We start from the raw sequence: 23,570 nt of genomic DNA, 5'->3' as shown, positions 1-23,570 counted from the left end.
AAGCCTACCGAAGCCACACCGCGCTTCTACGCAAGAGTTTCAACCCTTATAGTGACAGTAGATGAACTTGCTAGGTGGATTGTACACCACGCAGCCTTGAAGAAGTAACAAACCAGCACCGTTCAATTCTGGCGGTTTCTTCTATCTTTCCTTCTTCTCTTCCCGCTTCCTGCCCCAACCCGTATGCGCCTGCTCCGCGACCTGAAACTCGATGAGGTATTTGTGCTCGATATCGAAACGGTTCCCTGCGTGGGCTGCCACGATGATCTGGAGGAGATGTTGAAAGAGCTCTGGGAGCATAAGTGCCATGCCCTTCGGCGCGAAAAAGGCTGGATCTCTCACCACGACCACATTGCACCCCTGCCCGATGCTCTGCATGCGGCCGCCCTGTTTGAGCAGGCGGGGATTTACGCCGAGTTTGGCCGGGTTGTATGCATTTCGCTGGGGCGGTTTCGGTACAACACTGATGGCGAGTTGCGCTTCAGCGTGAAATCGTTTTACGGGCATGATGAGCGGCAACTGCTGCAGGAGTTCAGTGCCGTCATCAGCCACCGGCCGCAGTTCCGGCTATGCGGGCACAATGCCAAGGAGTTCGACCTGCCCTACCTTTCGCGCCGCATGCTCATTAATGGGCTGCCTCTGCCGCCCCACCTCGATACGGCTGGCAAAAAGCCCTGGGAGGTGCCCCACCTGGATACCATGGAGCTCTGGAAGTTCGGCGACCGTAAATCGTTTACCTCTCTGAGTTTGCTGGCGGCCATGTTCAGCATCCCTACCCCCAAAGACGACATCCAGGGCAAGGACGTAGCCCGGGTGTATTACGAGGAAAACGACCTGCCCCGCATTGCGCGCTACTGCCAGAAAGACATTGTAACCACCGCCCGCCTGCTGCAGAAGTTCCGGGGCGACGAGCCCTTCGGCGACGAGGCCATTGTGTACGCCGATCAGGAAACCGTACTACGGCGCGTGTAGGGCAATTAAATCCAACCTATCCGTTTGGAGCCCAACTCCCATACGTTCTGCCCCTGCTCCAGCAGGTAGAGCAGAACGTAGAAGTGCGCCTAAAAAACAGGACAGAGGGGGCTTCATTGCTGAGTCAGTCAGAAAACGCTCATCAGAGAAAGAAAATTAACATTGAAAGAAAATAATTATTGTAATAAATAATTGTACTTTGTGGTATGTTGGACAGAAAGGGAACGCAGAGTTATGGAACACACCGTATCACACACCTCACAGGTATTCTTTACTAGTGAAGTCGTTAGTCGGCTAGCGCAGGAGACGCAAGAAAATCAAGCCGGTATTTGGGGAGCCTTGGGGCAGGTAGTACCCTTGGTAGCCCACTCGTTAGCCGGGCGCGCCAGCGGCCCCGACGGGCCAGAGGCCATCTGGAAGCTCAGCCGGGAGGCCTACGGGGCTAGTGTGCTGGAACACTTGCTGGGTCCAGGCCAGGAAAACTGGCTGCAGCGCGGCGAAGCTCTCATGCGCGGCCTGCTGGGCGAGGGCTACAACTTCACGGGCCTACGGATAGCGGCCGCGGCGGGCGTCAGCTCAGCCGCTGTCAACTACCTGCTCAGCGTAACGGCCGTAGCAGCGCTGGGCGTAGCGGGCGAGTACAGTCAGGAGCACAGCTTTGATGCTGCGGCGCTGGCCCGATGGCTCCAGCAGGATGAAGATGCCATCCGGCGGCTCTTGCTGGCCGGCTCGCCGCGCTCCCAGGCGCCGGAAACCAGTCCTCGTGAGTTTGCGGCGGTGCCGGAAGCAGTTCCTCCCGGCACTGCCCTCACGGAAACGCCGCACGGCAACGGCTCCTGGCTGCCGGTAGGAGGGGGGCGTACCTTTACCCCGGCTCCGGCCGCGCCTGCCCCTGGCGTCGCGCCCGTTGCCGGCCAGCCCTGGGTGTGGGGAGTGCTACTGCTGACGGCAGTAGGCCTGGGGTACTTTTTCGGCCACGATACCGAGGAGAGTACGCCCAGCTCCAGCCCCCGTTCCGGACTCGTGACCACCAGCACGGCCGCTCCTCCGCCCGTGAAGGCTACGGCCGCCGGCCGCTACGACCCCGTCAACGACAAGTACATCTACGACACGGGGCAGCCCCTGATTTTGCGCCTGGCCGATGGGACCACGCAAAAGGTAGGCGCCACCTCCACAGAAAATCGCCTGTACACGTTCCTGGCCGACCCAGGGATGCAGGTTGACTCGGTAAACCGAACCAATGGCTGGATTAATTTTGACCGGGTGTACTTCGAAACTGGCCAGACCACCCTTACTGATGAGTCGTTTCAGCAGCTGCGCAACGTGGCTAGCATCCTGAAGACTTTTCCCAACTCTCAGGTAAAGATTGGGGGCTACACCGACAGCACCGGCAACGCTATGAAAAACTTTCAGCTTAGCGAGGAGCGGGCCAAAACGGCCATGTTGGTGCTGGCAAGCTCAGGAGTTGATATCAACCGGATTCAGGCAAAGGGGTACGGCGGCAAATACTTCATCACTCCAAACACTACGCCTGAAGGGCGCGCTCTGAATCGGCGCATCAGCATTCGGGTGGTGAAAAAGTAATGGTGGCTTCCACCTTGTCTAAACAAAAAGAGCGGCTCCCCGGGGAGCCGCTCTTTTTGTTTTTTGGAGAGGTAGGAACCTGCTAAAGGACACCGGATACGAGCCCGGGCAGCACACCTAGTACTACCGTCAGCAGGGCCAGCAGCAACAGAGCCGCCGACTGAAAGCCCGACACCGGGACGGGGGTAGCGGTGGTTTCGTCATCGGCCTCGCGCATGTACATGGCAATAACGGGGCGTAGGTAGTAGTAAATGCTGATCATGGACATTACCACGGCAAATACCACTAGGCCGATGTAGCCATTCTCAACGGCAGCCGAGAAGATGAAGAACTTGCCGAAGAAGCCACCCGTGAGCGGAATACCAGCCAACGAGAGCATGGCCACCGTCATCACGAAAGCCAGCAGGGGGTTAGTTTTGGCCAGCCCGTTGAGGCCATTGTAGTCTTCCCGCATGCGGGCATCGGCTACCAGCTTCAGTACGCCAAAGGCAGCTACGGTAGCCACTGAGTAAGCCAGCGAGTAGAAGAAGATGCCGTAGGCCGATGCGCCTTCGAGCTTGCCATTAAAAGCTACCAGCGCAATGAGGAGGTAGCCGGCATGCGATACGCTGGAGTAAGCTAGCATGCGCTTAGTGCTGGTTTGGGTTACAGCACCTACGTTACCCAGCAGCAGCGTGAGCACGCACATGGCCGTGAGTGTGGGCAGCCATACGCCCTGGGCGGAAGCCGCCGGAAAGGCTTGCACGAGCAGCTTCAGGAAAGCCGCGAAGCCAGCGGTTTTCACCACCGTACTCATGAAAGCCGTGAAGAAGGTAGGGGTGCCTTCGTACACGTCGGGCGTCCAGAAGTGGAACGGCGCGGCCGATACCTTAAAGCCAATACCAATGAGCAGCAGCAGCATGCCAATATAGAGCATGGGCACCAGCGACTCAAAGCCGGGCTTGGGGTTCTGCACGGCAAAGCTAATGTCGCTCAGCACGAAAGTACCGGTAGCGCCGTACACCAGGGCCACCCCGAACAGCAGAATGCCGGTAGTGAAGGAACCCATCAGGAAGTACTTCAGAGCCGCTTCGTTGGAGCGCAGATTGCGCTTATCGGAGCCGGCCAGCACGTACATGGCAATGCTGAGGGTTTCTACGCCCAAAAACAGCATCAGCAGATGATTGTAGGCGACCATCATAATGGCTCCTACCAGCGAGAACAGCAGCAGTGAGTAGTATTCAGCCAGGTTGGCCTCACCGTCGTGCACGTATTTCTGAGAGAAGGGCAGCAGCACCAGGGCCGTCAGTACCACGATACCCGTAAAGGCTACCGAGAAATTATCAATTACGAGCATGTCGTTGAAGTACGACTGTGTAGCGCCCCAATCGAGGAAGTTGACGCCGAATACCACCGCCAGCATGAGCATGGCGGCCGGCAGCAGCAGCCGGTTAGAGCGGCGGAACCCTAAAAACAGGTTGCCGAGGCCCAGAACGGAAAGCAGAATGATTGAATTCATATGGTCAGCTGGAGTTCCCAGGGCTGAAGCCCTGGGCTATGGAGCGTTTACGGAGCCGACTGAAGTAGCCGGGTAACATGCACAAATACGCTACGTAGCCCAGGGCTTTAGCCCTGGGAAGCAGGATTACCGTTTTACTACCTCGTTCAGAATGTTCATCACGCTGCCGTCCGACAGGTGCAGGAAGGTGCCGGGGAACAGACCAATCCAGAACACCAACACGATGAGCGGCACCAGCAGGGCCAACTCAGCTCCGGTCAGGTCGGTGAAGGTGGCAGTGAATGACGAATCAGGGCCCAGCATCACGCGCTGGAACATACGCAGCAGGTACACGGCTCCCAGAATGATGGTTACGCCGGCCACGGCGCCCATCCAGGCGTTGTACTCAAACACGCCTTGCAGCAGCAGAAACTCGCCCACAAAGCCGTTGGTGAGGGGTAGGGCCACGGTGCCCAGCAGCAGCACCAGGAAGCATACCGTGAGCACCGGAGCCTGGCGGGTCAGGCCGCCCAGGTCGGCAATGTTGCGGGTGCCGGTGCGGCGCTCAATAGCATCAGCAATGAAGAACATACCCACCACGTTCACGCCGTGGGCCAGCATCTGAATGCTGGCGCCCTGCAGGCCAATGTGAGTCAGGGAGAACACGCCGGCAATCATCAGGCCTACGTGCGAGAGGGAGGAGTAGGCAATCAGGCGCTTCACGTCCTGCTGACGGATGGCAATAATGGCACCGTAGATAATGCCGATAATAGCCAGAATCAGCACCAGGTTCTGCCAGTAGTCAACCCCGAGCGGAACTACGGGCAGCAGCCAGCGCATGCAGCCGTAGATACCCATTTTCAGCATAATGCCCGAGAGCAGCATGGTAGCCGGGGCCGGAGCCTCAGTGTAGGTGTCGGGCTGCCAGGTATGGAAGGGGAAGATGGGCATCTTCACGGCGAAGGCCGCAAAAATCAGCCAGAACAGCCACAGCTGCGTTTCGGCCGGCAGGTTCAGGCTATAGAATGAAGCCAGGCTGGCGTTGTGTGCCGCCAGACCGTCGGCTGAAGCACCGGTCTGGAAGTAGAGGTACACAAAGCCGGCCAGCATGAACAGGGAGCCAACGATGGTGTAGAGGAAAAACTTGAAGGTGACCTTCGCCCGGTTCACACCGCCCCAAACGCCGGCCAGGAAGTAAATCGGAATCAGGGCTACCTCCCACATGAAGTAGAACAGGAAGGCGTCCTGGGCAGTGAATACGCCAATCAGGCCGGTTTGCATGAACAGTACCAGAGCGTAGAACACGCCTTCGTTCTCGAAATTGCGGCGGAAAGCGGCCAGCAGAATAATGGGCACCAGGAACGCCGTCAGCAGTACCAGCAGCAAGCTCAGACCATCCATGCCTACCGCGAACTGAATGCCAGCCGAAGGAATCCAGTTGAGGTTGTAGGAGAATTGCCCGGTGTGGTTGGCATTGAAGGTGAACGCCGCGTAAGCCGCCAGCACAAATTCAACGAGGGCTGCGCCCAGCGCCGGAACCCGGGCCGCACGGCCTTTGAAGAAGTGCAGCAGCAGGGCGGCCGCCACGGGCCAGAGTAGGAGAAGGACAGTCAGCATTAGCTAATCAGGTTATTCCGATGACGCCACAATTGATGCGAAGCAGCAACTTCTTTATCAGCAGGCGACAATTTGAGCGCAAGGTGAAGAGCATACAACCATCCAATGATGGTCCAGCCTAAGAGCAGATTCAGTAGAAATATGGTGCGGACGTTCTGTTGGTCACGGGCAAACAGGGTGGGCATCAAATAGCCGGACAGAATAAACAGGATTCCCACAAAGGAAAAACCTGGTTCAAATACATCCGCTAAAAGCAAAGCGCCCAGCATAATCCTAAAACTTCACGAAGTTCAGGGCCAGCACCAGCACAATGCCTACTACCATCAGAATTAGGTAGGTTTCCACGGAGCCGGTTTGCACGTAGCGCAGCAGCTGCCCGCCGCCCATGGTCAGGCGGCCGAGGCCGTTCACGATGGGGTCGATGATGCCATTTTCCACGAAGCGGTAGAGGCCGCGCGAGAGGCCCATAATGGGGCGCACGAACAGGGCGTTGTATAGCTCGTCGATGTAGTACTTGTGGTAGATCAGGTTTTCGAGGAAACCGCGCGACTCGCCATCCTCCACCGGGCGCACGCCGCGGCTCACGTACTGCACATAGGCCAGGATAATGCCCAACACGCCCGCGCCGACCGAGAGACCGATGAGCATGAGTTCGGTAGCATGCTCAACCTCCAGGCCAAAAGCTTCAGGATTCAGCTTTTGCGAGTAAGTAAACAGGGGCGCGAGGTAATTGGAGAGGTAGGCGTTTTCTTCACCCAGGAAGAACGGTGCGTTCATGAAACCACCCACGGCCGCCAGGATTGCCAGCACAACGAGGGGTAGGGTCATGGACGCGGGCGACTCGTGCAGGTGGTGCTTCTGCTCCTCCGTGCCCCGGAACTCGCCGAAGAAGGTGAGGAACAGCAGACGGAACATGTAGAAAGCCGTCAGGAAAGCCGTGAACAGGCCTACCGCATACAGCGCCTTGCTGTGCTGGTAGGTGTGCAGCAGGATTTCATCTTTGGAGAAGAAGCCCGAGAAGGGTGGGATGCCGGCAATGGCCAGGCAGCCAATCAGGAAGGTGATGAACGTAATGGGCAAAGATTTCCGCAGGCCGCCCATGCGGCGCATGTCCTGCTCATTGCTCATGGCGTGAATTACGGAGCCGGCGCCCAGGAACATCAGTGCCTTGAAGAAAGCGTGGGTCAGGACGTGGAACAGGCTGGTGCTGTAACCCATCACGCCCAGAGCCAGGAACATGTAGCCCAGCTGCGAAACGGTGGAGTAAGCCAGTACCTTCTTGATATCGTTTTGGGCCAGACCAATGGTAGCGGCGAACAAGGCCGTAGCACCCCCGATGATGGCAATAACCTCCAGGGTTTCGGGAGCCAGCGTGAACAGCACGTTGGCACGGATAATCATGTAGATACCTGCCGTTACCATGGTGGCGGCGTGAATCAGGGCCGAAACCGGGGTAGGGCCGGCCATAGCGTCGGGCAGCCAGGTGTAGAGCGGCAGCTGCGCTGATTTACCAGTGGCCCCTACGAAGAGCAGTAGGGTAATAGGAACAACAATGGCTACCGTGTAGGGACCAAAATCCTGGTTGAAGGCCTTCTGGAACACCTCGGCGTACTGTACGGAGCTAAAAGTCAGGTAAATCAGGAAGATGCCCAGCAGGAAGCCCAGGTCACCGATGCGGTTGATGATGAAAGCTTTCTTGGCGGCGTTGTTGTAGCTGGTGTTCTTGTTCCAGAAGCCGATAAGCAGGTAGGAGCAAAGGCCTACCCCTTCCCAGCCGATGAACAGAATCACGAAGTTGGCGCCCAGTACCAGCACCAGCATGCTGAACACGAACAGGTTCAGGAAGGAGAAAAACTTGCCCACGTTCTCGTCGTGGTGCATGTACCCGATGCTGTACACGTGAATCAGGAAGCCCACGCCCGTCACCAGCAGCAGCATAATCAGGCTGAGCTGATCAATCTGGTAGGAGAACGGAATTTGCAGCGAGCCTACCCGAATCCACTCGAACAGCGTGACGGTGTACGGGTACTGGAAGGTGGCAAACAGGGTAGCCGAAATCAGGAACGAGCCCAGCACCGCGGCCGAGCCGATCAGGCCGGCTACCGTACCCGACAGGCGCCGGTTCAGCAGGCCGTTGATGAGAAAGCCCAGAAACGGCAACAGCGGAATGAGTACGTACAGGAAGGTCGAGTACGGGGCGCTGGCAGCGGGTATTACTTGTTCTTGCATAAGTCAGGGACTTGAGGGCTTGGAGACTAAAGGACCTGGACCAATGAGGTTCTGCTTGAACCACACTATGTCCCGAAGCCCATAGCCTCCAAGCCCCTCGCCTAGAATTTGAGTCGATTCAGCAGATTGACGTCCGTACTCTGGAGGTTCCGGTAGATCATCACGATGATGGCCAGGCCAACGGCTACCTCAGCCGCCGCTACCGCCATAATGAAGAACACGAATACCTGCCCGTTGGCATCAGCACGATAGGCCGAAAAGGCCGTCAGCAGCACGTTTACGGCGTTGAGCATCAGCTCCACGCACATAAAAATAATGATGGCGTTACGCCGGGTGAGCACGCCTAGTACGCCGATGGAAAACAGAGCGGCGGCAAAAAAGACGTAGTACTGAAGAGGAACCGTTTGGATAACCTGCGGTATGTTCTGGTCCATGCGGTAAGGCTGACGGCGAAAGGACGCCCTCACTCACGGATGAGGTAAGGGCAACTAGCCGGCAAAGGTATCCTGAAAATCGGAAAACGCCACCCCTAAATCGGGGCGTTTCTGGCGGCAGGAAGGGAAGGTCAGCGACTCATGACGGCCCGGCTGCTTCAGCCCGACGAAGTCCTGGCCCCGATGCCGCTTGTTTCCTTGGGCAGCATTCCGGGGGTAGCGGGGCGCATTCTGTGGTTCAACGTGCTATCCCCTGTACATTCGCTTCCTGAACAGCTAACCTCTTTTCCCATGAGCATTACCATCCGCAGCCTTGCCGAGCTTCGGCAATACGAAGAACAGGAGCTAGGTATTTCCGACTATCACACCATTAGCCAGGAGCAAATCAACCAGTTCGCGGCCGCTACCCTCGATTTTCAGTGGATTCATCTGGATGCCGAGCGCGCCCAAACCGAGTCGCCTTTCGGGGCCACCATTGCCCACGGTTACCTGACGCTGTCGTTGCTGCCCTACCTCTGGAATCAGATCGTATCGATTGAGAATCTGAAGATGCAGGTGAATTATGAAATTGAAAGTCTGCGCTTTAACCAGGCTGTAACGGTAGGCAGCCAGGTGCGCCTACGGGCCCGGCTGCTGTCAGTGAAGGATCTGCGGGGTATTGCCAAGGCCCGCATCGAAGTAACGCTGGAAATTGAGGGCAGCCGTAAGCCCGCCTATACCGGCGTCATCACGTTTCTGTATCACTTTAGCTAGCATACAGCCCGCCTGCCTACCCTCAGCAGACACGGCAGGCGGGCTTTTGAGTTATTTACAGTCTGCGTAAAGTATTTTATCTGCTGCCGCGTCTGCCGGAGTAGAATGGAACCTATCGCACTACCCCTCGATGCTTCGTTGATGACGGCTGGCCACCAGGACCTGCAAATTCAGGAAGCCGTGCGCACCCAGCGCGGGCGGCTGCTGGCCTTTATCCGCCGCCGCATCCCTGATGAGGCCGAGGCTGAAGACGTGCTGCAGGATGTGTTTGCCGAGCTGGTGGAAAGCTACCGCATGCTGAAGCCGGTGGAGCAGGCAGCGGCCTGGCTGTTTCGGGTGGCGCGCAACCGCATCACCGACCTGTACCGGCGTAAGCGGCCATCTTCCCTGGAAGAGGAGCTGATTCGGGGCCGCGACGAGGACGAAAACTCCCTGCTGCTGGCCGACATCCTGCCCGCCCCCGACGACGCGCCGGAAAACCGCCTGCTGCGCGAAACGCTGATGGAAGCCCTGACCGACGCGCTGGCTGAACTACCAGCCGCCCAGCGCCAGGTATTTATCTGGCACGAGCTGGAAGACAAGACGTTCCGGGAAATGGAGGAGGAGACGGGCGTGCCACTCAAAACCCTGATTTCGCGCAAGCACTACGCCGTACAGCACCTTCGCAAGCGTCTGCAAACGCTTTACAAGGAGTTGTTTACCGATTAACTCACAAAGAGCAAGGGCCCGCCGCCACGCCCGGTGTTGCACCATAGGCCTGCGTTCCGATTTTTACTGCTACCCCATGAACCGCTCCTTCTGGCTGCTCCGCGGCCTCAAATTCATAGTTTTCGCGGCCTTGTTTATAGCGGCCGCCGGCTACCTTACCATGAGCCTATGGAACTGGCTGGTGCCGACCCTATTTCAAGGGCCGTTTATCAGCTTCTGGCAAACGCTAGGGCTACTGCTACTTACCCGCATCCTGTTCGGAGGGTGGGGTAGGGGCGGCCGAGGAGCCGCCTGGACCCGGCGACGCAAGCTCTGGAAGCAGAAAATGGAGTCCCGAATGGCGGGCCTTACTCCCGAGGAGCAGGAGAAATTCCGGCAGAAAATGCAGGGTGTCTGCGGACCTGCCTGGATGCGTCGCCGGGCCGCCGAAGATGCCCCTACCCCCTCCTGAAAAAGAAACCCTGACAGATCATGTCAGGGTTTCTTTTTTGACTATTCCCATGCTAACTCTTGCGCCAGCTAAGCAGGGTGCGCAACCGGCTCAGGTGGGCAGGATGAGTGGGCGCTGGTAGGTGGGGTAGGGCCGTGCCTGCCGAGGAGGCCGCTGGTTTCCGGGGCCGGACTTTGCCGGCTATGGTCCGGGCTGGAGTGTTGAGCTTGGGCTTTGATTTAGCCAGTGGGGCCTGAGCAAGCTGAATCCGCAGTACCGGGTTGCCATCAAACGTGTACACGGGCTGCATAGCTGACGGGGCGTTTAGCCGATACTCCATAACTCGGGCGTAGTAGGTGCGGCCAGGCTGCAGGCCCATGATCTGCACGCTGCTGTCGGGGCCGGCTGCTACTACGTAGTTTCCATTGCCCAGGCTGGCGCCCTGGCCCAGGGTACGGCCACCAGCATACGTGCGCCCGTCCACAGGGAAGGCATCAATCGGGGCTCCCTCGCGCACCACTACCAGGCGGTGCGTGCCATTGCCATTGGCCCAGGCCAGCGTTGCCGATTTACTACCCTGGTTGGCTAGCCGAAGCTGAGAAGCGTTGTGTTCGGGCGGAAACAGGTCGTAGGCCGGCCAGGCGTTTGTGCTGTTGATGCAGTCCCACCCCAGGTTTTCCACCTCATTCCAGAAGCGGTTGGTATTAGGGCAGGCATTCAGCAGAATGGCCCAGGTATAGCCGTCGTCGGTGCGTGCTACCAGGCTGGTAGAGCCGTTGAGGCAGCCAGTGTGCCACCACAAGCCTCGTTTGGGGTTCACCATCCAGCCCTTGGCGTAGCGCTTGGCCTCGGCCGACGGGGCCGTCATCGTGTCCAGGGTTGCGGGGAGCAGAATGTCGGGGCGGGTAGGCGAACCATCCACGGCCAGCAACAGGCGCACCAGGTCGCGGGCCGTGAACAGCCAGCCACCGTGGGCGTTCATGGCTTCCAGGTTGGCCCCGCCGTAAGCATACGAAACCTTCTTGCCCGTGCCGTAGCACGACTCGCCGATGGCCGGGCAGAAATACTCTGCCTCATTCTCCAATTTGGCCGTGCGCAGGTTCCGGCCCAGGTGGGCCTCCCGGACGCCGGCAGGCGCCAGGATGTTACTTCTTACCCAGGCCTCGTAACGCTGGCCGGTTATCTTCTCGATAATCTTACCCAGTACCAGGTAGCCAATGTTGGAATAGGCAAAGCGGGTACCTGGGCTGAAGTTCAGGCCCCGACTCAGGAGGTAGCGCACCAGGGTAGAGTCGCCCACGGGGTTGGGTACCTGCATTACCTGCGCTACGTGCAGCGGGAAATCTATTGGGTCGGAACTGTTGAAGCCATCTACTCCCGCATCCCGGTTCCAGCCCGCCGTGTGCTCCAGCAGCTGCCGCACTGTAATGTCGTAAATGCGCGGATCGGTAATGACGCCGGTGTAATAGGGGGCATTGAGGTAGCCCTCCGGCCCGAATACTTTGTGCTGCAGGCTCAGCTTTCCTTCCTCCATTAGCTTCATAACAGCCACCGATGTTACCGGCTTCGAGACGCTGGCTACCCGTAGCAGGGTAGCGGGTGTCATTGGCTGGGTCTTGGCTAAATCGGCGTAGCCGAAGCCCCGAGCGTACACCAGCTTGCCCTGGCGGCTGATGGCCACAGAGGCACCCGGAATCTTCCAGCGGCTCATAAACTTCTGCACTACGGCATCCACAGGCGCCGTTTCAACGGCCGATACCCCGGTTTGCGCCCACGCTGGCAAGGCAAGCAAGCCCAGCAGCAGGGCAAGCAACTTTTTCACAATACCACCCAAACAAAGAACCTCTATCACAGCTAAATCCAGCTGCCGTAGTCTGAATGCAGACTTGCAATTTTATTAGATAATTCTGGTAAAAATGATAGTATATTGCCTGAAAAACTAGGATTTTGATAATAAATTTCAATTGTAAAGTAGCTATTTGACTGAGTAAGTCATAAGAAATGAAAGTCAAATAGTACTATTGCAAAGCGCTTCGCTTTCAAGCCAGGGTAGTCATCCTGACTGCAGGAACCTCAAAATTACTGCTTGACAGATGCGCTAAAGGCTTATCCTTAATGCCTCTCGGGCTAGGTCGTACTGCCGGTAAACAAAAAGGCCGCTGAATCTTCAGCGGCCTTTCCTACATGTTATCGTTGCTTAGAAGTTTCTCTCTCCGGCTTCTCGCTTACCAAGCATTACTGCCCCTACCATGGCTACCAGAAACAGCACCGAGGCTAGCTCAAAGGGCAGTAGATACTGCTGATAGAGTACCAGCCCGAGGCGGTCCACCATGCCAATCTGCGAGTCGAAGCTGGCGTCCAGAGGAACACCGGTGGGCTGTACGTCCTTGAGGGCTGCTACCAGAATAAGCAGCAGAGAACCGCCGGCAACAGCGGCGGCAATCTTGGCCAGGGCCGGCTTGTGAGGCTCCGTGTCCACGTTCAGGTTCAGGAACATAATCACAAACAGGAACAGCACCATGATAGCGCCTGCATACACGATAATGTTCACGGCCGCCAGAAACTGCGCGTTTAACAGCAGGTAATGACCCGATAAGGCAAAGAACGTCAGGATAAGGAACAGCACGCTGTGTACCGGGTTTTTGGCAAATACTACCCCCAGCGCGCTCAGCAGCGCCACAAAAGTCAGGAAGAGAAAGAGTGGAGACATTGGGATACCTGTGGCGCGAAGCTCCAGCTTCGCGTGTCGTTGAACGATTTTCGTTGTGACGACGGGTAGCCGCCATCCTCCGAAACGCGAAGCTGGAGCTTCGCGCTACCGTTTAAGCCGGTTGCTGCGCCAGTTTATTACGCAGCGCGTTCGCCTGCTCCGGCGTCAGCTGAATGCCGCGCACCGAGCGCGCATCCGGCGACACCGGCTCTACCAGGCGGTCCTTACCGTAAACAAACTCATCCCGCTCGTAGCGTGGGGGAGCAATTTTGTCGGGCTGCAGGTACACGGCCGCTTTCGGGCAAGCCTCCTCGCAAAGGCCGCAGAAGATGCAGCGCAGCATGTTGATTTCGTAGCTGATGGCGTACTTCTCCTCGCGGTAGAGGCCTTCTTCACCCTTCTTCCGCTCACCGGCTACCATGGTAATGGCTTCGGCCGGGCAGGCCACGGCGCAGAGGCCGCAGGCCGTGCACCGCTCCCGACCCTGCTCATCGCGCTTAAGCACGTGCAGACCACGGAATACGGGGGAGAAGGGCCGCACTTCCTCGGGGTAGCGCACGGTGGCCTTCTTCATAAAGAAGTGGCGCATCGTGATGCTCAGACCCTGGAAGATGGCAGGTAGGTAGGCCCGCTCGGCCAGGGTCATGGGCTTCTTCTCTAATTTCTTGGCTCTGTTAGTGAGTTGCATATATCGTCAGACCGTGTTGCATCCAGCCCAAGTTTAGGCGGGCGCAGCGGGGTAGGAATGGAAAGTTACTTAATCACCCCGAACAGGATGAGCCCGCCGGTGATGAGGATATTGACAACGGCCAGGGGAATGAGGATGGTCCAGCCCAGGCGCATCAGCTGGTCGTAGCGGAAGCGCGGTAGAGTCCAGCGCACCCACATAAAGAAGAAGATGAAGCCGAAGATTTTGGCGAACAGGCCCACCGTACCCAGTATCGTAATCAGGTTCTGAGCCGAAGCCAGCTCCCAGCTCTGGCTGCTCACCAACCAGTCGCGCAGCTCATACTGGAAGGGGAAGTTGAAGCCCCCGAAGTAAAGCACGCTCATCACGGCCGAAGCCACGAAGATGTTGATGTACTCCGCGAAGAGGTACAGACCCAGTTTCATGGAGGAGTATTCGGTGTGGTAGCCACCTACCAGCTCCGTTTCACACTCCGGCAAGTCGAAGGGTGTACGGTTAGTCTCGGCGAAGGCGCACACGCAGAAGATGATAAAGCCCAGGGGCTGCTTCACGATGTTCCACATCACCCATTCGCCGGGCACTGACTGTTGCAGGGTGATTTCGCGCAGGCTCAGCGTACCCGACATCATCAAGACGGCAATCAGGGACATGCCCATAGCCAGCTCGTAGCTGATGTTTTGGGAAGCAGCGCGCACCGCGCCGAGCAGGGAGAACTTATTGTTGGAAGCCCAGCCGCCAATCATCACGCCGTACACCCCCAAGGACACCACGCCGAATACCCACAGCATTCCTATGTTTACCTCGATGCCCTGCAGGAAGAAGTTGTTGTTGCCGAAGCTAACGTTGTTGCCGAACGGAATTACCGCCGACGACATCAGGGCTGTAATCATGGCCAGACAGGGGCCGAAGATGAACAGTGCCTTGTTAGCGCCACCAGGGAAGAACTCTTCCTTCGTGAACATCTTTACGGCGTCGGCCAAGGGCTGCAGCAAGCCGTAGGGGCCGGCGCGGTCCGGGCCTACCCGGTCCTGCAGAAACGCGGCAATAACGCGCTCAGCATACGTGCAATAAGTCGCAATCAGCAGCGAAAGCGCAAATACGACGAAGATGACAATGGATTGCCAGCCTAGTGCGGGTAGTTCAATCATTGGAAAGGTTGAAATCTGGTAAAAATGCTGTCCTCCTGAGCATGCGGCGAATCAAGCCAGTGACGAAGGACCTCTACTTCTAATTAATCAAAAGAGGTTACCTTCTGTAGAGGTCCTTCGCTCCGCTCAGGAGGACAGGACCTTTGGCGCTAGCTACCCAGCTTAAGCGGTGGATTCTTTTCCAAATCACGCTGAGTGCTTTCGGGCAGGTCAGCTATTACCGACTGGTTAAGGACGGGTAGCTCGTAGTGGTTGGCCGAAATTACCGAAGAACGGTCGATGTGGGCGGGACCTTCGATAGTCCAGTCCGAGGTTTCCTTTTTCTCGAAGCGGCACTCGTTGCAGATCCACTCTTTCACTTCACCGTACTGGTCTTTGCGGGCCGTCGTGCGCAGCACGTCTTTGCCTTTGTACCAAAGGACCACATTACCGGAGCACTTAGGGCAGTCACGGTGAGCATTCACGGGCTTCGTAAACCACACGCGCGACTTAAAGCGGAACGTCTTGTCGGTGAGGGCACCTACCGGGCATACGTCGATGACGTTGCCAGAGAAGTCATTGTCGATGATGTTCTCTATGTACGTGCCGATTTCGGCAGCGTCGCCGCGGCCCAGCACGCCATGCACCCGGTTATCGGTAATCTGATTGGCCGTGTACACGCAGCGGTAGCACAGGATGCAGCGCGTCATGTGCAACTGAATCAGCGGCCCAATGTCGATTTTCTCGAAGGTGCGACGCTCTTCCTGGTAGCGGGTGGTGCTCACGCCGTGCTCGAAGGCGAAGTTCTGCAGGTCGCACTCCCCAGCCTGGTCGCACACGGGGCAGTCCAGCGGGTGGTTGATGAGCAGCATCTCCACGATGCCCTTGCGCACGTTTAGCACTTGTTCGGAGGTAGTGTTTTCCACTACCATGCCATCCTGCACCGGTGTTACGCACGAGGCAACCAGCTTGGGCATGGGGCGCGGGTCCTTGGCCGAACCGGCAGCTACCCGCACAAGGCAGGCACGGCATTTACCGCCCGAGCCTTTCAGCGGGGTGTAGTAGCACATGGCCGGGGGCACAATGCTACCCCCAATCTGGCGGGCAGCATTCAGGATAGTGGTTCCGTCCGGAACTTCTACCTCAACGCCGTCGAAAGTTATTTTAGCCATTATTCAAAGCTTCCTGATCGGGAAGAGAAAGTCAGTTACTAGAAATTAAACCAGCACGGCATTAGCCCGGTACACGGCGCCGGGCTGGGCCGCTTCCTTGGCGTGGGTCACGTGCCACTCAAACTCGTGGCGGAAATGACGTACAGCGGCGGCAACGGGCCAAGCGGCAGCTTCACCAAGTGGGCAAATGGTGTTACCCTCGATTTGCTTGGCAACACTTACCAGCAGGTCGATGTCCTCCATGTGGCCGTGGCCGTGCTCCAGGCGGTGCAGCACCTTTTCCATCCAGCCTGTTCCCTCGCGGCAGGGTGAGCATTGCCCGCACGACTCGTGGTGGTAGAAGCGGGAGAAGTTCCAGGTATTGCGCACGATGCAGGTCGTTTCGTCCATGGCAATAAAGCCACCGGAACCCAGCATAGTACCCGTCACGAAACCACCATCCGAAAGTGACTCATAGGTCATGAGGCGGTTTTCGCCGGCGGCTGTTTTCAGGATGAGCTCCTTGGGCAGAATCGGCACCGAAGAACCACCGGCTACCACCGCTTTCAGGTCGCGACCTTTCCAAATGCCGCCGCAGTACTCATCGGAATAGATGAACTCTTCAACGGGCAGGCCTAATTCAATTTCATAGATGCCGGGCTTGTTGAGGTGTCCGCAAGCTGAAATCAGCTTGGTGCCGGTGCTCCGGCCCACACCAATCTTGGCGTACTCGTCGCCACCCTCGTTCACGATAACCGGTACCGCGGCAATAGATTCCACGTTATTTACTACCGTGGGGCGGGCGTACAAACCCTGCACAGCCGGGAACGGGGGCTTATTGCGCGGATTACCGCGCTTGCCTTCCAAGGATTCCAGCAGAGCCGTTTCCTCCCCGCAGATGTAGGCACCGCCGCCGGGATGCACGTGCAGGTCCAGGTCGTAGCCCGAGCCCAGGATGTTCTTGCCCAGGAAACCTGCCGCGTAAGCTTCGGCAATGGCTTTTTCCAGGATGCGCAGCACGTACAACAGCTCCCCGCGGATGTAGATGTACGAGGTGTTGGCGCCCAGGGCGTACGAGCTCGTAATCATGCCCTCGATGAGCAGGTGGGGTAGCTTCGACATCAGCTGCCGGTCCTTGAAGGTACCCGGCTCCGATTCGTCGGCGTTGCAAACGAGGTAGCGCGGCACTCCTTCGGGCTTGGCCAGGAAGCTCCACTTCATACCGGTAGGGAAGCCAGCGCCGCCGCGGCCCCGCAGGCCCGACTTCTTCACTTCTTCCACCACCTCGTCGGGGGTCATCGTCTTGAGGGCCTTCTCCACCGAGCGGTAACCGCCGTGTTTGCGGTACACCTCAAAGGTGTTAATGCCTTCAACGTTAATATGTTCGGTCAGCAGTTTGCGTCCCATAGATTCAGAGCTGAAAGACGTTAGTTGTTGGCCAGCGCGTTGGGCAAGCCGGTTTCTTCCCACGGCAAGGCGGGGCGGTGCACTTGGTTGCGTAGCTCAGTAAGCATGGCATCCACGGCTTCCGGAGTGTCGAGCTGCTCGTAGTACTTCTCGCGCACCTGCACGATGGGGGCAAAGCCGCAAGCCGCCAGACACTCTACTTCCTTTAGGGTGAACAAGCCGTCAGCCGAAGCCGGCCCGCCCACTTTGGCGCCGGTGATGCGCTCCAGGTGAGCTGTCAGCTCATCGGAGCCGCGCAGCATGCAAGGGCCCGTCCGACAGATTTCCAGTACGTGCTTGCCTACTGGCTTGAGGTTGAACATCGTATAGAAGGTAGCAACCTCATATACCTCAATGGGCTTGATATCCAATACCTCGGCCACTAGGTCTTGCACCTCGGGGCTTACCCAACCACCGAACTCGGCCTGTGCAATGTGCAGAACGGGCAGCAGGGCTGACTTCCGGCGGTCATCAGGGTAGTGGGTGAGCAGACGCTTGATTTCAGCCTGGGCGGCTTCGGAAAATTGCGGCTTGACGGCAGTCGTCTCCATAAAAGTCAAATTCAGCAAAAAACTACGCGTCCAGCTCGCCGGCAATTACGTTCATCGACGACAGCGTCACGATGGCGTCGGAGAGCGTCTGGCCGGTTACCATCTCGGTGTAGGCCTGGTAGTAGATGAAGCAAGGCCGACGGAAGTGCAGGCGGTAGGGCGTGCGGCCTCCATCAGAAACCAGGTAGAAACCTAACTCCCCATTGCCACCTTCTACCGAGTGGTACACCTCGCCCACCGGAGCCTCAATCTCGCCCATCACAATCTTGAAGTGATAAATGAGGGCTTCCATGTTCTTGTACACGGCCTGCTTGGGCGGCAGGTAGTAGTGAGGTGCGTCGGCGTGATAGGGGCCCTGGGGCAGGTTTTCCAGCGCCTGATTGATGATGCGCAGGCTCTGCCAGATTTCCTCGTTGCGCACCATGAACCGGTCGTAGGTGTCGCCCTTAGTCCCTACCGGAATTTCAAACTCGAAATCCTGGTAACTGGAGTAAGGGTTCATCACCCGCACGTCGTAATCGACACCGGCGGCCCGCAGGTTAGGACCCGTGAAGCCGTAGTTCAGCGCACGTTCGGCGGAAATAGCACCTACATCGACCACACGGTCCATGAAGATGCGGTTGCGGTTGAACATCTTCTCGAACTCGCTCATCACGGCCGGGAAGGTTTTCAGCCAAGTCCGCAACTTCTCGATGGCTACATCGGTGAAGTCGCGCTCCATACCGCCTACGCGGCCCATGTTGGTGGTCAGGCGGGCACCGCTTACTTCCTCGTAGATTTCGTAAATCTTCTCCCGCTCATCCATCAGGTAGAGGAAACCGGTGAAGGCTCCGGTATCTACCCCCAGAATGCCGTTGCAGATGAGGTGGTCCGAAATACGGGCCAGCTCCATCAGAATCACGCGCATGTACTGGGCGCGCTTGGGTACTTCTACCCCCAGCAGCTTCTCTACCGTCATGTGCCAGCCCATGTTGTTGATGGGCGACGAACAGTAGTTCATACGGTCCGTCAGGGGCGTAATCTGATAGAAAGGCCGGCGCTCCGCAATCTTCTCGAAGGCGCGGTGGATGTAGCCAATGGTAGGTACACCCGAAACAATCCGCTCGCCGTCCATCTGCAGAATGTTCTGGAAGATGCCGTGGGTAGCGGGGTGGGTAGGGCCCAGGTTGAGCGTGGTCAGCTCCTGGTTGAAGTCGTTGACGGAAGGCGCCAGTGGGTGCAGATTGGGTCTCTGCACTTCGGCCTCTTCCACAATTTTGCGGGTGCCTTCCAGCGTATCGTTTACTGCCATGATAAAGGTATCAGGGGCCTAGCGGCCGAAGAAAAGGTCGGTTTTGTCTTCGCGGGTACCATCTTCCAGCGCGTATTCCTTGCGCATGGGGTGGTAGTCCATGTCCTCCACATTGAGGATGCGAATGAGGTTAGGGTGGCCCGGAAACTGAATGCCAAAGAAGTCGTAAGCCTCACGCTCCATCCAGTTGGCAGTGGAGTAGAGGTCCGTCATGGTGGGCACTACCGGGTCATTGATAGGGAAGAAGATTTTCAGGCGCAGCCGCACGTTGTGCACCAGGCTGTGCAGGTGATACACCATGCCCAGTTCCTGACCTTCCTTATCGGGGAAGTGCATGCCGCACATAGTGGTCAGGAAGTTCACTTGAAGCTCCTGATCTTGCTGCAGGCCGGCAATGATATCGTGAATCCGTTCCCGCGTGGTCGTAGCGGTCAGCAGACCGTAAGGCTCTTCCACGTCGGTGAACGTGTCCGCGCCGAACAAGCGGTGCAGCAGGGCCAGCAGCTGCGCGTTTTTCTGCGTTGCCGGGTCCTGGGCAGCGGCGGCTTCCTGGGCCGCCGGGGATTCGTTCTGATCAGCCATTGTTTGGTATTGGGTATCAGGTAGTAGATATTGGGAAAGCACAGAACCTTCCCAATACCTACTACTAACTACTTGATATTGTAAGACGCCAGCAGGGCCTGGTACTCAGGCGAGTTGCGGCGGCGGAGGGATTCGTTTTTGGCCAGGTCCTGAATGCGCATCAGGCCGTCGAGTACCTGCTCGGGGCGGGGCGGGCAGCCGGGGATGTACACGTCCACGGGAATGATGCGGTCGATGCCCTGGAGCACGGAGTACGTATCGAAGATACCACCCGAGCAGGCGCAGGCACCCATGGCCAGCACCCAGCGGGGCTCAGCCATCTGCTCATACACCTGCTTTACAATGGGGGCCATCTTCTTGGCAATGGTACCCATCACCATCAGCAGGTCGGCTTGCCGGGGCGAGAAAGAAGGTCGCTCGGAGCCGAAGCGGGAAATGTCGTAGCGGGCGCCCATGGTTGCCATGAACTCGATGCCGCAGCAGGAGGTAGCAAAGGGCAGGGGCCAGAGGGAGTTGGCGCGGGCAATACCCACTACTTTCTCCAGGGAGGTAGCAAAGAAACCGGCACCTTCCAGGCCTTCCGGTGCATCTACCATTTTGATTTCAGGAGCTCTATTTTCCATGAGGGTCAGTCAGTTTGAGGAAGCGTGGGGCTTCATTCAGGCAACACAGGCCCAGGGCCAAAGGTTGCTTTAGCGCGACTCGTTCCAGCGTAAAACACCCTTTTTGATGACGTAGGCAAAGCCCGTCATCAGCAGGGCCAAGAACACAATCATCTGGATGAAACCGGTAGTGCCCAGGGCGCGGAAGTTCACGGCCCAGGGATACATGAAGATTACCTCCACATCAAAAAGTACAAACAGAATGGCCGTGAGGAAGTACTTCACCGAAATCGGGGTGCGGGCGTTGCCCACCGATTCGATGCCGCACTCGAAGGCTTCATCTTTTACTACGCTTTTCCGGCGCGGCCCTAGCAAGTGCGAGGCTATCATGGAAAAAGCAACGAAGGCAATGGCCAGGACGAACTGCACGATAATCGGCAGAAAATCAGAGGGCTGGTATTGGGCCGGAACAGCGAGAAGCATAGACATCGACGGAGTAAGGCCGCTCAGAAACGGCATGGAAGGCAAAGGTAGCGCTTGGGCAGTTGGGAACAAAGGTGAATTCGGGAGGTAGGGGAAAGGTGTATCTTTGGTGAGAAACCACTTTCCTACCCCGCATGGAACAATTAGCTACCACCCGCCACTACACCGTGGAGGAATATTTCGCTCTGGAGGAGGCCTCAGAAGAAAGGCATCTGTTTTACCGCGGCGAAGTGTTTGCTATGTCGGGCGGGGTAGGCGCGCACAATCTTACGGTGTTGAATTGTGTCATGAGCTTACGTAATTCGCTTCGGGGCAGGGGATGCCGCGTGTATGCAGAGAACATTCGCTTGGCCGTGCTGCAGGGTGAACTATACACTTACCCCGACGTGATGGTGACCTGTCACGCCGATGATTCGCCGGACAAGGTGGTGATGCAGCATCCGGTGCTCATCATCGAGGTTCTGTCGCCGGGCACGGAAAGTCACGACCGGGTGTGGAAATTTAGCCGGTACACTCAGCTGCCTTCCCTGCAACACTACCTGCTGGTATCGGCGAACAGCTGGCTGGTGGAGTGGTACCGGCGGGAGCCCTCGGGCGTGTGGTCGTTCACGCCGTTAGCCAGCCAGGAGGATGCCGTAACCATCCCGGAACTGGGTATTGCGCTGCCCCTAACCGACATATATGTTGAATTAGATATTCAGCCTCAGCTGGACAAGCCTCGCACCAGCTAGGCAGCAAAAAGGCCGCTCCGGAATCCCGAAGCGGCCTTTTCTGTAAAACCCAATCAAACTAGCTTAGAAACCGCCCTGGCCGGTTACGTTCAGGTTTTCGCCGGTTTCCACGCCCAGGAAGGGGTAGCGGTAGTCGGTTACGGGCACGAAGGTTTCCTTGATGGCGCGCGGCGACACCCAGCGCAGCAGGTTCAGCAGGGAGCCGGCTTTGTCGTTGGTGCCGGAAGCGCGGGCCCCGCCGAAGGGCTGCTGGCCCACCACGGCGCCGGTGGGCTTGTCGTTGATGTAGAAGTTGCCGGCGGCCTGCACCAGCTTCTTCGAGGCCAGCTCAATGGCGTAGCGGTCCTGGGAGAAGATAGCGCCGGTGAGGGCGTAGGGCGAGGTGGAATCTACTACCTCCAGGGTTTGCTCGAACTCGGCTTCGTCGTAGATATACACGGTTACCACGGGGCCGAACAGCTCGTCGCACATGGTGGTGTACTTCGGGTCCTTGGTCACGATAACCGTAGGCTCGATGAAGTAACCCTTCGACTTATCGTAGCCGCCGCCGGCCACTATTTCGGCGTTGCTGTCGGCTTTGGCTCCATCAATGTACTTGGCCAGCTTGTCGAAGGACGTTTCGCTGATAACGGCGTTGATGAAGTTCGAGAAGTCCTCCACGTCGCCCATCTTGAACGAGGCGAGGTCCTGCTTCACGTAGCCCAGAATTTCGTCGGCGAGGTTGCTGGGCAGGTAGATACGCGAGGCGGCCGAGCACTTCTGGCCCTGGTACTCGAAAGCGCCGCGGGTAATGGCCGTAGCCACGGCCTTGGCGTGGGCCGAAGGGTGCGCCACAATGAAGTCTTTACCACCAGTTTCGCCCACGATGCGGGGGTAGCTCTTGTAGCGCTTGATGTTCTGGCCAATCGTCTGCCAGATGTTCTGGAACACGCCCGTGGAGCCGGTGAAGTGGATACCGGCGAAGTCGCGGTGCTGGAAAATAACGTCGCCGGCTACGGGGCCGTCCACGTAAATCAGGTTGATAACGCCATCGGGCAGGCCGGCCTCCTTAAACAGTTCCATCAGCACTTGCGCCGAGTAGATCTGGGTGTAGGCGGGCTTCCATACCACCACGTTGCCCATCAGGGCCACGCAGGTAGGCAGGTTACCGGCAATGGAAGTGAAGTTGAAAGGCGTGAGGGCAAATACGAAGCCTTCCAAGGGGCGGTGCTCCAGGCGGTTCCACATGCCGGGCTGGCTCTGGGGCTGCTGGTGGTACAGCTCCTGCATGAAGTGCACGTTGAACCGGAAGAAGTCGATCAGCTCGCAGGCAGCGTCGATTTCAGCTTGGAAGGCGTTTTTGCTCTGGCCCAGCATGGTGGCCGCGTTGAGACGGGCGCGGTAGGGGCCGGCCAGCAGCTCGGCGGCTTTCAGGAAGATGGCCGCGCGCTGCTCCCAAGGCAACTCGGCCCACAGGGGGCGGGCAGCCAGGGCGGCGTCAATGGCCTGCTGTACGTGGGAGGCGTCGCCCTCGTGGAAGTAGCCGAGGGTGTGCTGGTGGTCGTGGGGCGGGAAGATGCGCTGGGTGTTGCCGGTGCGTACTTCCTGGCCGCCGATGTGCATGGGAATGTCGCGCTCCTGCTGCTTAAGCTCCTTTAGGGTCTTGAGCAGCTCGGTGCGCTCAGGCGAGTTGGGAGCATACCCCTTAACGGGTTCGTTAATCGGAGCGGGAACGTTAAAGAAGGCGTTGGCCATAATAAGTACTGGTTTTGTGGGGGCTTGGATGGTGGAGGGAGGTAGGGGGCAAAGGTAGCCACCTGCGCGAAATCCCCGCTTCGCATGAAACCACAAGTGGGCTTCCGGGCTGGGGCAGGTGTGGCAAGGACTTATGCCCGTAGCCCCAGATTCAAATCATCCGGGCAAAAGGTTACCCATTGAAGTCTGTGCCACACCCACTTCAGCCCGGAAGCATCTATGGCTCAGAGAGGGCATGACATCCAAGCCAGTTGGAATCCGTTTGCATAA

Annotated in this window: 23 protein-coding genes; 6 read left to right on the top strand and 17 right to left on the bottom strand. The window is 57.9% G+C overall.

Annotated features, from left to right (window positions below; genetic code table 11):
* Positions 1–183: 183 nt before the first annotated feature.
* Together FGZ14_RS12575 and FGZ14_RS12570 are read left to right on the top strand one after the other, a co-directional pair.
* Positions 184–972, top strand: coding sequence for a 3'-5' exonuclease (locus FGZ14_RS12575; protein WP_219601022.1), 789 nt, complete (start codon positions 184–186; stop codon positions 970–972).
* A gap of 234 nt (positions 973–1,206) precedes the next feature.
* A complete protein-coding gene (locus FGZ14_RS12570) occupies positions 1,207–2,556 on the top strand; it encodes an OmpA family protein (RefSeq protein WP_139924598.1) in 1,350 nt (449 codons plus the stop codon).
* A gap of 82 nt (positions 2,557–2,638) precedes the next feature.
* Here the strand turns inward: FGZ14_RS12570 and FGZ14_RS12565 are convergent, their stop codons facing one another.
* The 5 genes from FGZ14_RS12565 to nuoK all read right to left on the bottom strand — a co-directional run bounded on the left by FGZ14_RS12565 (position 2,639) and on the right by nuoK (position 8,313).
* Positions 2,639–4,054: an NADH-quinone oxidoreductase subunit N gene (locus FGZ14_RS12565; protein WP_139924597.1), complete on the bottom strand. Its 1,416-nt coding sequence runs from the start codon at positions 4,052–4,054 to the stop codon at positions 2,639–2,641.
* Positions 4,055–4,180: 126 nt separating this feature from the next.
* Positions 4,181–5,650: a NuoM family protein gene (locus FGZ14_RS12560; RefSeq protein WP_139924596.1), complete on the bottom strand. Its 1,470-nt coding sequence runs from the start codon at positions 5,648–5,650 to the stop codon at positions 4,181–4,183.
* Complete coding sequence (locus FGZ14_RS12555) at positions 5,650–5,919, bottom strand: superinfection immunity protein (RefSeq protein ID WP_139924595.1); 270 nt, start codon at positions 5,917–5,919, stop codon at positions 5,650–5,652. The genes FGZ14_RS12560 and FGZ14_RS12555 overlap by 1 nt, the downstream gene beginning before the upstream one ends.
* Before the next feature lie 4 nt (positions 5,920–5,923).
* Positions 5,924–7,879, bottom strand: a complete 1,956-nt coding sequence (nuoL, locus tag FGZ14_RS12550) for an NADH-quinone oxidoreductase subunit L (protein ID WP_139924594.1) — start codon at positions 7,877–7,879, stop codon at positions 5,924–5,926.
* Between the two features lie 101 nt (positions 7,880–7,980).
* Positions 7,981–8,313 (bottom strand): NADH-quinone oxidoreductase subunit NuoK, encoded by a 333-nt coding sequence (nuoK, locus tag FGZ14_RS12545; protein ID WP_139924593.1) that lies wholly within the window; start codon positions 8,311–8,313, stop codon positions 7,981–7,983.
* A gap of 291 nt (positions 8,314–8,604) precedes the next feature.
* Between nuoK and FGZ14_RS12540 the strand changes: the two genes are divergently transcribed.
* From FGZ14_RS12540 to FGZ14_RS12530, 3 genes are all read left to right on the top strand, one after another.
* Positions 8,605–9,066, top strand: a complete 462-nt coding sequence (locus tag FGZ14_RS12540; protein WP_139924592.1) for a MaoC family dehydratase — start codon at positions 8,605–8,607, stop codon at positions 9,064–9,066.
* A 105-nt stretch (positions 9,067–9,171) separates the two neighbouring features.
* Entirely contained in the window at positions 9,172–9,774 is a 603-nt protein-coding gene (locus FGZ14_RS12535; protein WP_257883221.1) for an RNA polymerase sigma factor, read from the top strand.
* Between the two features lie 76 nt (positions 9,775–9,850).
* On the top strand, positions 9,851–10,225 hold the full coding sequence (locus FGZ14_RS12530) for a hypothetical protein (protein ID WP_139924591.1): 375 nt from the start codon (positions 9,851–9,853) through the stop codon (positions 10,223–10,225).
* 52 nt (positions 10,226–10,277) lie between these two features.
* Here FGZ14_RS12530 and FGZ14_RS12525 read toward each other — a convergent pair whose 3' ends face one another.
* The 11 genes from FGZ14_RS12525 to FGZ14_RS12475 form a co-directional block, all read right to left on the bottom strand.
* On the bottom strand, positions 10,278–12,026 hold the full coding sequence (locus FGZ14_RS12525) for a serine hydrolase (RefSeq protein WP_139924590.1): 1,749 nt from the start codon (positions 12,024–12,026) through the stop codon (positions 10,278–10,280).
* Positions 12,027–12,401: 375 nt separating this feature from the next.
* Entirely contained in the window at positions 12,402–12,914 is a 513-nt protein-coding gene (locus FGZ14_RS12520) for an NADH-quinone oxidoreductase subunit J (protein ID WP_139924589.1), read from the bottom strand.
* Between the two features lie 112 nt (positions 12,915–13,026).
* The gene (locus tag FGZ14_RS12515) at positions 13,027–13,602 is read right to left on the bottom strand and encodes an NADH-quinone oxidoreductase subunit I (protein ID WP_139924588.1); all 576 of its coding nucleotides are present in this window, start codon (positions 13,600–13,602) and stop codon (positions 13,027–13,029) included.
* 65 nt (positions 13,603–13,667) lie between these two features.
* Positions 13,668–14,750, bottom strand: coding sequence for an NADH-quinone oxidoreductase subunit NuoH (nuoH, locus tag FGZ14_RS12510; protein ID WP_139924587.1), 1,083 nt, complete (start codon positions 14,748–14,750; stop codon positions 13,668–13,670).
* Between the two features lie 149 nt (positions 14,751–14,899).
* Positions 14,900–15,901 carry a 2Fe-2S iron-sulfur cluster-binding protein gene (locus FGZ14_RS12505; RefSeq protein WP_139924586.1) on the bottom strand — a complete coding sequence of 334 codons (1,002 nt, stop codon included), beginning with the start codon at positions 15,899–15,901 and terminating at the stop codon, positions 14,900–14,902.
* A 45-nt stretch (positions 15,902–15,946) separates the two neighbouring features.
* The gene (nuoF, locus tag FGZ14_RS12500) at positions 15,947–17,287 is read right to left on the bottom strand and encodes an NADH-quinone oxidoreductase subunit NuoF (protein WP_139924585.1); all 1,341 of its coding nucleotides are present in this window, start codon (positions 17,285–17,287) and stop codon (positions 15,947–15,949) included.
* Positions 17,288–17,307: 20 nt separating this feature from the next.
* Complete coding sequence (gene nuoE / locus FGZ14_RS12495; protein ID WP_110978644.1) at positions 17,308–17,877, bottom strand: NAD(P)H-dependent oxidoreductase subunit E; 570 nt, start codon at positions 17,875–17,877, stop codon at positions 17,308–17,310.
* A 22-nt stretch (positions 17,878–17,899) separates the two neighbouring features.
* Positions 17,900–19,168, bottom strand: coding sequence for an NADH-quinone oxidoreductase subunit D (locus FGZ14_RS12490; RefSeq protein ID WP_139924584.1), 1,269 nt, complete (start codon positions 19,166–19,168; stop codon positions 17,900–17,902).
* 18 nt (positions 19,169–19,186) lie between these two features.
* Positions 19,187–19,750, bottom strand: coding sequence for an NADH-quinone oxidoreductase subunit C (locus FGZ14_RS12485; RefSeq protein WP_139924583.1), 564 nt, complete (start codon positions 19,748–19,750; stop codon positions 19,187–19,189).
* 68 nt (positions 19,751–19,818) lie between these two features.
* Positions 19,819–20,373: an NADH-quinone oxidoreductase subunit B gene (locus FGZ14_RS12480; protein ID WP_110978641.1), complete on the bottom strand. Its 555-nt coding sequence runs from the start codon at positions 20,371–20,373 to the stop codon at positions 19,819–19,821.
* A gap of 69 nt (positions 20,374–20,442) precedes the next feature.
* Positions 20,443–20,835 (bottom strand): NADH-quinone oxidoreductase subunit A, encoded by a 393-nt coding sequence (locus FGZ14_RS12475; protein ID WP_139924582.1) that lies wholly within the window; start codon positions 20,833–20,835, stop codon positions 20,443–20,445.
* Positions 20,836–20,969: 134 nt separating this feature from the next.
* On the opposite strand from FGZ14_RS12475, the gene FGZ14_RS12470 reads away from it, so the two are divergent.
* Positions 20,970–21,566, top strand: a complete 597-nt coding sequence (locus FGZ14_RS12470; protein WP_139924581.1) for a Uma2 family endonuclease — start codon at positions 20,970–20,972, stop codon at positions 21,564–21,566.
* 63 nt (positions 21,567–21,629) lie between these two features.
* Here the strand turns inward: FGZ14_RS12470 and pruA are convergent, their stop codons facing one another.
* Positions 21,630–23,300, bottom strand: coding sequence for an L-glutamate gamma-semialdehyde dehydrogenase (gene pruA / locus FGZ14_RS12465; RefSeq protein WP_139924580.1), 1,671 nt, complete (start codon positions 23,298–23,300; stop codon positions 21,630–21,632).
* Positions 23,301–23,570: the final 270 nt, after the last annotated feature.

Origin of the sequence: Hymenobacter sp. DG01 (assembly GCF_006352025.1) — a bacterium.
Lineage (GTDB): Bacteria > Bacteroidota > Bacteroidia > Cytophagales > Hymenobacteraceae > Hymenobacter.
Note: the sequence above shows the minus strand (reverse complement) of the source record. Positions and strands in the feature narration are given on the sequence as shown.

Coding starts and splice junctions, on each gene's coding strand:
- FGZ14_RS12570 (WP_139924598.1), top strand. CDS start 1,207: ATGGAACACACCGTATCACACACCTCACAGGTATTCTTTACTAGTGAA.
- FGZ14_RS12530 (WP_139924591.1), top strand. CDS start 9,851: ATGAACCGCTCCTTCTGGCTGCTCCGCGGCCTCAAATTCATAGTTTTC.
- FGZ14_RS12565 (WP_139924597.1), bottom strand. CDS start 4,054: ATGAATTCAATCATTCTGCTTTCCGTTCTGGGCCTCGGCAACCTGTTT.
- FGZ14_RS12540 (WP_139924592.1), top strand. CDS start 8,605: ATGAGCATTACCATCCGCAGCCTTGCCGAGCTTCGGCAATACGAAGAA.
- FGZ14_RS12575 (WP_219601022.1), top strand. CDS start 184: ATGCGCCTGCTCCGCGACCTGAAACTCGATGAGGTATTTGTGCTCGAT.
- pruA (WP_139924580.1), bottom strand. CDS start 23,300: ATGGCCAACGCCTTCTTTAACGTTCCCGCTCCGATTAACGAACCCGTT.
- nuoL (WP_139924594.1), bottom strand. CDS start 7,879: ATGCAAGAACAAGTAATACCCGCTGCCAGCGCCCCGTACTCGACCTTC.
- FGZ14_RS12555 (WP_139924595.1), bottom strand. CDS start 5,919: ATGCTGGGCGCTTTGCTTTTAGCGGATGTATTTGAACCAGGTTTTTCC.
- nuoK (WP_139924593.1), bottom strand. CDS start 8,313: ATGGACCAGAACATACCGCAGGTTATCCAAACGGTTCCTCTTCAGTAC.
- FGZ14_RS12475 (WP_139924582.1), bottom strand. CDS start 20,835: ATGCTTCTCGCTGTTCCGGCCCAATACCAGCCCTCTGATTTTCTGCCG.
- nuoE (WP_110978644.1), bottom strand. CDS start 17,877: ATGGAGACGACTGCCGTCAAGCCGCAATTTTCCGAAGCCGCCCAGGCT.
- FGZ14_RS12485 (WP_139924583.1), bottom strand. CDS start 19,750: ATGGCTGATCAGAACGAATCCCCGGCGGCCCAGGAAGCCGCCGCTGCC.
- FGZ14_RS12490 (WP_139924584.1), bottom strand. CDS start 19,168: ATGGCAGTAAACGATACGCTGGAAGGCACCCGCAAAATTGTGGAAGAG.
- FGZ14_RS12520 (WP_139924589.1), bottom strand. CDS start 12,914: ATGTCTCCACTCTTTCTCTTCCTGACTTTTGTGGCGCTGCTGAGCGCG.
- nuoH (WP_139924587.1), bottom strand. CDS start 14,750: ATGATTGAACTACCCGCACTAGGCTGGCAATCCATTGTCATCTTCGTC.
- FGZ14_RS12515 (WP_139924588.1), bottom strand. CDS start 13,602: ATGCAACTCACTAACAGAGCCAAGAAATTAGAGAAGAAGCCCATGACC.
- FGZ14_RS12480 (WP_110978641.1), bottom strand. CDS start 20,373: ATGGAAAATAGAGCTCCTGAAATCAAAATGGTAGATGCACCGGAAGGC.
- FGZ14_RS12505 (WP_139924586.1), bottom strand. CDS start 15,901: ATGGCTAAAATAACTTTCGACGGCGTTGAGGTAGAAGTTCCGGACGGA.
- FGZ14_RS12560 (WP_139924596.1), bottom strand. CDS start 5,650: ATGCTGACTGTCCTTCTCCTACTCTGGCCCGTGGCGGCCGCCCTGCTG.
- FGZ14_RS12470 (WP_139924581.1), top strand. CDS start 20,970: ATGGAACAATTAGCTACCACCCGCCACTACACCGTGGAGGAATATTTC.
- nuoF (WP_139924585.1), bottom strand. CDS start 17,287: ATGGGACGCAAACTGCTGACCGAACATATTAACGTTGAAGGCATTAAC.
- FGZ14_RS12535 (WP_257883221.1), top strand. CDS start 9,172: ATGGAACCTATCGCACTACCCCTCGATGCTTCGTTGATGACGGCTGGC.